Source organism: Bradyrhizobium sp. (assembly GCF_017881085.1).
Classification (GTDB): Bacteria; Pseudomonadota; Alphaproteobacteria; order Rhizobiales; family Xanthobacteraceae; genus Bradyrhizobium.
On the sequence record NZ_JADGRI010000300.1, the window covers coordinates 1 to 6568 of the forward strand.

At 62.3% G+C, this 6568-nt stretch carries 8 protein-coding genes; 3 read left to right on the forward strand and 5 right to left on the reverse strand.

The features are described from left to right. On the reverse strand, positions 1 to 695 hold a 695-nt coding region (locus QZ213_RS22595), incomplete at its 3' end, for an ABC transporter substrate-binding protein (protein ID WP_291688308.1). 336 nt (positions 696 to 1031) lie between these two features. On the opposite strand from QZ213_RS22595, the gene QZ213_RS22600 reads away from it, so the two are divergent. Then, on the forward strand, positions 1032 to 1793 hold the full coding sequence (locus QZ213_RS22600) for a class II aldolase/adducin family protein (RefSeq protein WP_291688309.1): 762 nt from the start codon (positions 1032 to 1034) through the stop codon (positions 1791 to 1793). A gap of 30 nt (positions 1794 to 1823) precedes the next feature. Here the strand turns inward: QZ213_RS22600 and QZ213_RS22605 are convergent, their stop codons facing one another. Beyond that, positions 1824 to 2282, reverse strand: coding sequence for a RidA family protein (locus tag QZ213_RS22605; RefSeq protein ID WP_291688310.1), 459 nt, complete (start codon positions 2280 to 2282; stop codon positions 1824 to 1826). Between the two features lie 28 nt (positions 2283 to 2310). Continuing rightward, positions 2311 to 4032, reverse strand: a complete 1722-nt coding sequence (locus tag QZ213_RS22610) for a benzoate-CoA ligase family protein (RefSeq protein WP_291688311.1) — start codon at positions 4030 to 4032, stop codon at positions 2311 to 2313. A 282-nt stretch (positions 4033 to 4314) separates the two neighbouring features. Between QZ213_RS22610 and QZ213_RS22615 the strand changes: the two genes are divergently transcribed. After that, positions 4315 to 4497 carry a hypothetical protein gene (locus QZ213_RS22615; protein WP_291688312.1) on the forward strand — a complete coding sequence of 61 codons (183 nt, stop codon included), beginning with the start codon at positions 4315 to 4317 and terminating at the stop codon, positions 4495 to 4497. Positions 4498 to 4564: 67 nt separating this feature from the next. On the opposite strand, the gene QZ213_RS22620 is transcribed toward QZ213_RS22615, so the two are convergent. Next, positions 4565 to 5383: an alpha/beta hydrolase gene (locus QZ213_RS22620; protein WP_291688313.1), complete on the reverse strand. Its 819-nt coding sequence runs from the start codon at positions 5381 to 5383 to the stop codon at positions 4565 to 4567. 7 nt (positions 5384 to 5390) lie between these two features. Further along, positions 5391 to 5882 (reverse strand): MarR family transcriptional regulator, encoded by a 492-nt coding sequence (locus QZ213_RS22625; RefSeq protein WP_291688314.1) that lies wholly within the window; start codon positions 5880 to 5882, stop codon positions 5391 to 5393. Positions 5883 to 6191: 309 nt separating this feature from the next. Here QZ213_RS22625 and QZ213_RS22630 point away from each other — a divergent pair. After that, positions 6192 to 6568: ABC transporter substrate-binding protein (locus QZ213_RS22630; RefSeq protein WP_291688315.1), on the forward strand; the 377-nt coding region annotated here is incomplete at its 3' end.

Genomic DNA, 6568 nt, shown 5'->3' on the forward strand with positions numbered 1-6568 from the left:
GAATATTTGGCGCGATAGGCGTTGAAATCATAGTCCAGCAGGATCGGCATCTCGCCGGAGACCACGCGGGCATAGGAGGTCTGCTTGGGAACGATCGGATCGTTCTTGCGCAATTCCTTGAAGAAGGTGATCGCGGGGTCGAAATTGTCCGCGTTGCCGCCGAGCGCCAGATTGATCGCGACCGCGCCGACGTAGCCCACCGCGGCCGAACTCGGATCGAGATAGCCGACCATGCCCTTGTAGTCCGGCTTCAACAGATCCTTCCAGCAAGCCGGCACCGGCTTGCCGCCCAGCGCATCCTTGTTCACGAACAGACCGAGCGTGCCGGAATGGATGGTGGTCCAGTAGCCGTCGGGGTCCTTCAATCCGGCCGGCACCTGGTCCCAATTGGCGGGCTTGTAGGGCTCCAGCGCGTCCTGGGCCTTCGCCTTCATGCCAAAGGTGACGCCGAAATAGCCGATGTCGCCGACCGGGTTGTTCTTCTCGGCCAGGATCTGCGCCAGCGCCTGACCCGAATTCTTGTTGTCATGGGGAATGTCGTAGTTGAGATCGGCCTTGATGGCCTTGAGCATGGAGGCCCAGTCCGCCCATTCCGGCGGGCAGTTGTAGCAGATGACGTCGGCCGCTTTGGCAGACTGCAACGGCGCCACCAGCGCCAGCGCAAGCAAGGCGAGGGCAAAACGGACGGTCTTCATGAATGGCTCCGATCGCAAAGGAAGGCATGCCCTAAAATGGGGACATCAACACCATCGGGGCACCAAGTACAGGCCGCGTATGAAGGATTTGCGACGGCCTTTTTGCTGTGCAGCAAAGTTGTGGAGAGCGCGCTTTGCCTCCGATAGCAAGCCTGGCTCGCCGACCGCAGCGCACCTGATATGGCTGAGTTGCATGGATGGTGGCGACCCTACCTTGCGGCGCAAAGGAAGTTGCAGGTAACCTGAGGCGGTTTCGGTCAGGCTCAATCTTACGCGGAATCACCCGTTGCATCGGAGACCTCAATGGTCCCTCCCGTCCATTCTCCTGCGATCAAAATGATAAAATCGGTCCGCGAACAGGTGAGCGCGGAGGAATGGCAGACCCGCGTCGACCTGGCGGCCTGCTACCGCCTTACCGCGATGTACGGTATGACCGAGATGATCGCCAACCACATCTCATGCCGCGTGCCCGGATCGCATGATCACTTCCTGATCAATCCCTACGGGATGCTCTACGAAGAGATCGACGCATCCTGCCTGATCAAGATCGACGTCGACGGCAACGTGCTGTTCAACGCCTCGGACTATGGGGTCAACGCCGCCGGCTTCGTCATCCACAGCGCCATCCACATGGCCCGCCACGATGTCGACTGCGTCGCGCATACCCACACGCCGGCCGGCATGGCGGTCTCGGCGATGGAATGCGGGCTGCTGCCGCTGGCGCAGACCTCGATGCGGTTTCTCCACATCGCCTACCACGACTTCGAAGGCATCGCCGACGATGTCGGCGAGCGCGAGCGGCTGGTCAGGGACCTCGGCGATCACGAGGCGATGGTGTTGCGCAACCACGGACTGCTGGTGGTCGGACGCACGATCCCTGCGGCATTCAACCTGCTGTATCGCATGGAGCGCGCCTGCGAGGTGCAGGTGATGGCGCTCTCCTGCAACACCAGGCTGGTCTACCCGCCGCAGGAAGTTCTGGAAAAGACGTTCGACAAGGTGAAGCCGCGTCCCAATCTGCCCAACCGCAACGGCGAACTGGCCTGGCCGGCCCTGCTGCGCAAACTCGACCGCGCCGATCCGTCATACCGGAATTAGGCTGCCGGAATTAGGCGGGCGGAATTCGCTTCAGCGCGGCACCACCGCCGTCGCCTCGATCTCGACCCGCGCCGCCGGTTCGACCAGGCGCACGACCTGGACCAGCGCCATCGCCGGATAATGCGCGCCGAAGGTCTCGCGATAGGCTTGCCCGAGCATCTTCAGGTTCGCCAGATACTCTTCCATGTCGACGACATACCAGGTAAGGCGCACAAGATGCTCGGGCCGTGCGCCGCCTTCGGCAAGAATGGCCGAGATGTTGCTCAGGGTCTGACCGACCTGAGCGACAAAATCCGCCGGCAAATGGCCGTGATGGTCCCAGCCGATCACGCCGCCGGTCACCACCAGCCGGCCGTCGGCCGCCATGCCATTGGCGTATCCCTTCGGCATGGGCCAGCCGCTCGGTTGCAGGATCTGTAAGCCAGCGGGCGAAGGTTCGTCCTTTGCCGCCGGCAGCACCGCCAGCGTGGGCCCTTTTGGCGTGCTCACGAACAATTCTCCGTCGTCTGAGATTTCTTCATTCCGCAGCGATACCCGGCGAGGCCGCGCCGGCTTGCGCGATCTGCCGCAGGGCAAACCGTTTCAGCTTCCCGGTCTCGGTCTTGGGGAGTTGCGCGACGAACTCGATCGCGCGCGGATATTTGTAAGGCGCGATCTCGCGTTTGACGTGATCCTGCAAGGCGGTCGCCATCGCCGCATCAGCTGTCACGCCCGACATCAAAACCACATAGGCCTTGACGATCATGCCGCGCGCCTCGTCGGGCGCGCCGACGACGCCGCATTCGGCCACGGCCGGATGACTTAGCAGCGCGGCCTCGATCTCGGGGCCCGCGATGTTGTAGCCTGAGGAGATAATCATGTCGTCCGATCGGGCCACGAAGGACAAGCGGCCGTTCGCGTCGCGGACGAACGTATCGCCCGTCAGGTTCCAGCCGTCGCGTACATAGTTAGATTGCCGTGTGTCCGCGAGATAGCGGCATCCGGTCGGCCCGCGAACCGCAAGCTTGCCGGCGGTCCCCGGCGGCAATTCGTTCATGTTGTCGTCGACGATTTTCGCCTCGTAGCCGGTGACCGGGCGCCCGGTCGTTCCGGCGACGGCGTCGCCGACCCGGTTGGTAATGAAGATGTGCAGCATTTCCGTGCTGCCGATCCCGTCGAGAATGGTCTTGCCTGTCTTGCGGGTCCAGCTTTCGAATACCGGCGCCGGCAGGGTTTCGCCGGCCGAAACAGCAAGACGCAGCGACGACAGATCGGCGCCCTTGTCCATCGCGGCCATCATCGCCCGATACGCGGTCGGCGAAGTAAAGCAGATCGTCGCCTTGTGGGTCTCGATGATCTTGACCATCTCGGGCGGGGCCGCGTTTTCCAGCAGCGTCGCGGTAGCGCCGAACCGCAACGGAAAGATCGCAAGACCGCCCAGACCGAACGTGAAGGCCAGCGGCGGAGACCCGACGAAAACGTCGTCCGGAGTGACGTCGAGGACTTCCCTGGCATAACCATCCGCGATGATCATGAGGTCGCGATGGAAATGCATCGTCGCCTTTGGCTCGCCTGTGGTTCCCGAGGTGAATCCGAGCAAGGCGACATCGTCGCGGCCGGTCTTGACGGCATCGAACCGGACCGGCTTGCTCAGCGCCGCCCGATCGAGCTCGGCATCGTGGTTTGACGTCCCGTCAAAATTCACGACCTGCTTGAGAAACCGGCTGGTCTTGGCGCACGCGACCAATTCGTCGGCGATGCGGCTGTCGGTCAGCGCCAGCGCGATCTCCGCCTTGTCGACGATCTGCGTCAATTCGCCGGCGCGGAGCATCGGCATGGTGTTGACGACGACGGCGCCGGCTTTGGTCGCCGCAAGCCATGCCGCGACCAGCGCCGGATTGTTGCCCGAGCGTATCAGGACCCGGTTGCCCGGCTTCACGCCGTAATTCTCGACCAACGCATGCGCAAGACGGTTCGACCAGTCCGCCAGTTCCTTGTAGGTGCGCTGACGACCGTTGCCGATCAGCGCAACACGATCGCCGAACCCCTTCTCGACGTTACGGTCGGTCAATTCGACCGCCGCGTTGAGATATTCGGGATATCTGAACTCCGGCCGGTCGAGCCGCAACTGCGGCCATTGCTCGAACGGCGGAAGATTTCGCCGTGTAAAATCATCGACGTGACCCGACGGGCCAAGGCTTTGAATCCCAAGGCTTCCTATTCCAAGGCTCTCGATTCCGAGGCTGTGTTTACCCGACATTTCCATCGTCTCCATCGTCCCTCGAATTCGGGATGAAAGGCTTGAGAGCAATATCCAGGCCGTTCGGAAGCAGCTTATTTCTCAAACATTTTATACTTAAAGTAATTTGGCGCAATAGCCCAAATCCGGGCAGTCCCGCACTTTTTTGCATCAAGACGTCGCCGGCCGGGGTCCGCGTCCGCCACGCACCCTGATCGCCAAATGCCCTCACGGAGCGGCTATCGCGCGTCAGCGGCACGCGATATGGTGATGTGGTCGCAATCGATGCTGAAGGGGACTGGGATGCTTTCCGCGCTGATCGGTATTTTGATTATCGTCGTCTTCGGTGCCATCTGTTTTTGGGCGATCGACAAATTCGCCAATGACCGCCGACTGGCACAGCTCCTCAAGCTGCTCGTCGTGCTCATCTGCATCGGGGCTATTCTGCAGAGATTGCTGCCGCTGCTGGGCCTCTCCGGGATCTAGCGAGTTCCCACCCCTCGGCTGCGCAATCGCATAGGTCAATCGCGGCACCGCCGATTAAGCCTGAAGCCTAGCGCCTCGCCAATTCCATCATGCGCGCCACCATCGGCGAGCCGGGATCAGCCAGCGGCGCAATCGCGGTGAAATGGTTGGCGCTGGGGACGGCGCCGAACCGGGTCGCGATGCCGGCGGCGCCCCACTGCTCAACGATTGATCGGCTCTGCCTGAAATATTCCGCGCTTTCGTTTTCGCCGACCACCGCGTCGAGACTTCCCCGCAGCGGCGCCTTCCAGAACAGCGGACTTGCTGCCCGGGCAGCCGCGTCGTCGAGATGCAATGCCCTGTTGATCGATGTTCCGACCAGCGGCCCCAAATCGAACAGGCCCGAAATGGCATAGGCCGCAACGACTGGATCTGCCGGCAACGAAGCGTCGTAGGCCGGCCAGTCGGTCGCCAGCATGCAGGCGGCAAGATGCCCGCCGGCGGAATGGCCGCTGATAATAAGGGAGCGTCCGAGCCGCGCCAGCTCACGCGTCGCCATCCGCATCTGCTGGATGATCTCTTCGACGGTGACGGCTGGGCACAGGTCGTAACTTGGAATGGCGACGGTGATACCGTGGGCATTCAGGCCGCAGGCTAAATGGCTGAAAAAGGAGCCATCCAGCGCCTGCCAGTAGCCGCCATGAATGAAGACGACGACCGGCCCGTCATCGTTGCCTTGAAAGAGATCGATGCTGTTCCGCGCGCCCGCACCGTAGGCGATCGCGCGGGGGGCGTGACGCGCACGATACGCGGCCGCGTCCCTCGCCCAGCCTGCCATAATCGAGGGGTTTTCCGGGACCCGCGCCCGGTTGTTGTACTCAACCTCGTAATCGACGCCGGTGCTCAAGGTGCGACTACGCTCGCTTTTGCGCTGATTTCTGTGCCGAGGCCTTGGTCTTGGCCAACAGCCGCATCAATTCGCGGACGTCCTTCGGCGTCAGATCGGAAAATATGTCGGCGATCCAGGTTTCGTGCTCGGTGGCCATCTTGCGAAACTCGACGCGGCCGGCTTTCGTCAGCCGGATCACCTGCACGCGCCGGTCGGTGTCCGATGTGCGCCGGTCGAGATGACCGGACTCAACGAGGCGCTCGACCAGCCCGGTGACGTTGCCGTTGCTGACCATCATCCGCTTCGAGACATCCGACAGCGTCATGCCTTCCGGCGCCTTGTCGAGCTGAGCCATCAGGTCGAAACGCGGCAGCGTGACGTCGAACCGCTCGCGCAGCCGACTGCGCACCTCACCTTCTATGAGGGTCGTACAGGTCAACAGGCGGAGCCACAATCTCAGTTCGTTGCCGTGATCTTCCGGGAGTTCGACGGCCTTGGTCTCGGAATCAAGGATCATGATGCAATCACACCTGCCTGGGTCCTCACGGCGGCACGCAGAACGGCGCAGCCAACCTCGCCTCTGCCGGGCTCGGCCCTGTTGTTTTGACCTTCAAATAATTCGCCTCGTGCCGCAAGTCAAAAATCCGGCCGGCCCGCGCCTGCGCCGTCTTCGCCAATTTCTTTAGGGTTCAAACAATTGGCGCGCGGCTTGCATGCCGCCTCGCCGATGGGATCGAGCCGGGCGCGCTCCGCTTGCGGCGATAGCCGTCATCAGAATAAGCTCAGGCCTTGAGCTCGGATCTTGGTTGTGTAGCGGGGAGTGGTCATGAAGCAGCAGTTGAAGTCGGCAGGGCTCGCGGTTCTCTTGAGCGTCGCGGCCGGTCAGGCCATCGCGCAGGAGAAGCTCAAGATCGGCGTGATCGTGACGTTATCGGGCCCGGCGGCGGTGCTCGGCCAGCAGGCCCGCGATGGCTTCATGCTTGGGGTCAAGGATCTCGGCGGCAAGATGGCCGGCCGCGAGGTCGAAGTCGTCGCAGTCGATGACGAACTCAAGCCGGACGCCGCGGTGACCAAGGTGAAGGGCCTGCTCGAGCGCGACAAGGTCGATTTCGTGGTGGGGCCGATCTTCTCCAATATCCTGCAGGCGATCCACAAGCCGGTGACGGATACCAAGACGTTCCTGATCAGCCCGAATGCCGGCCC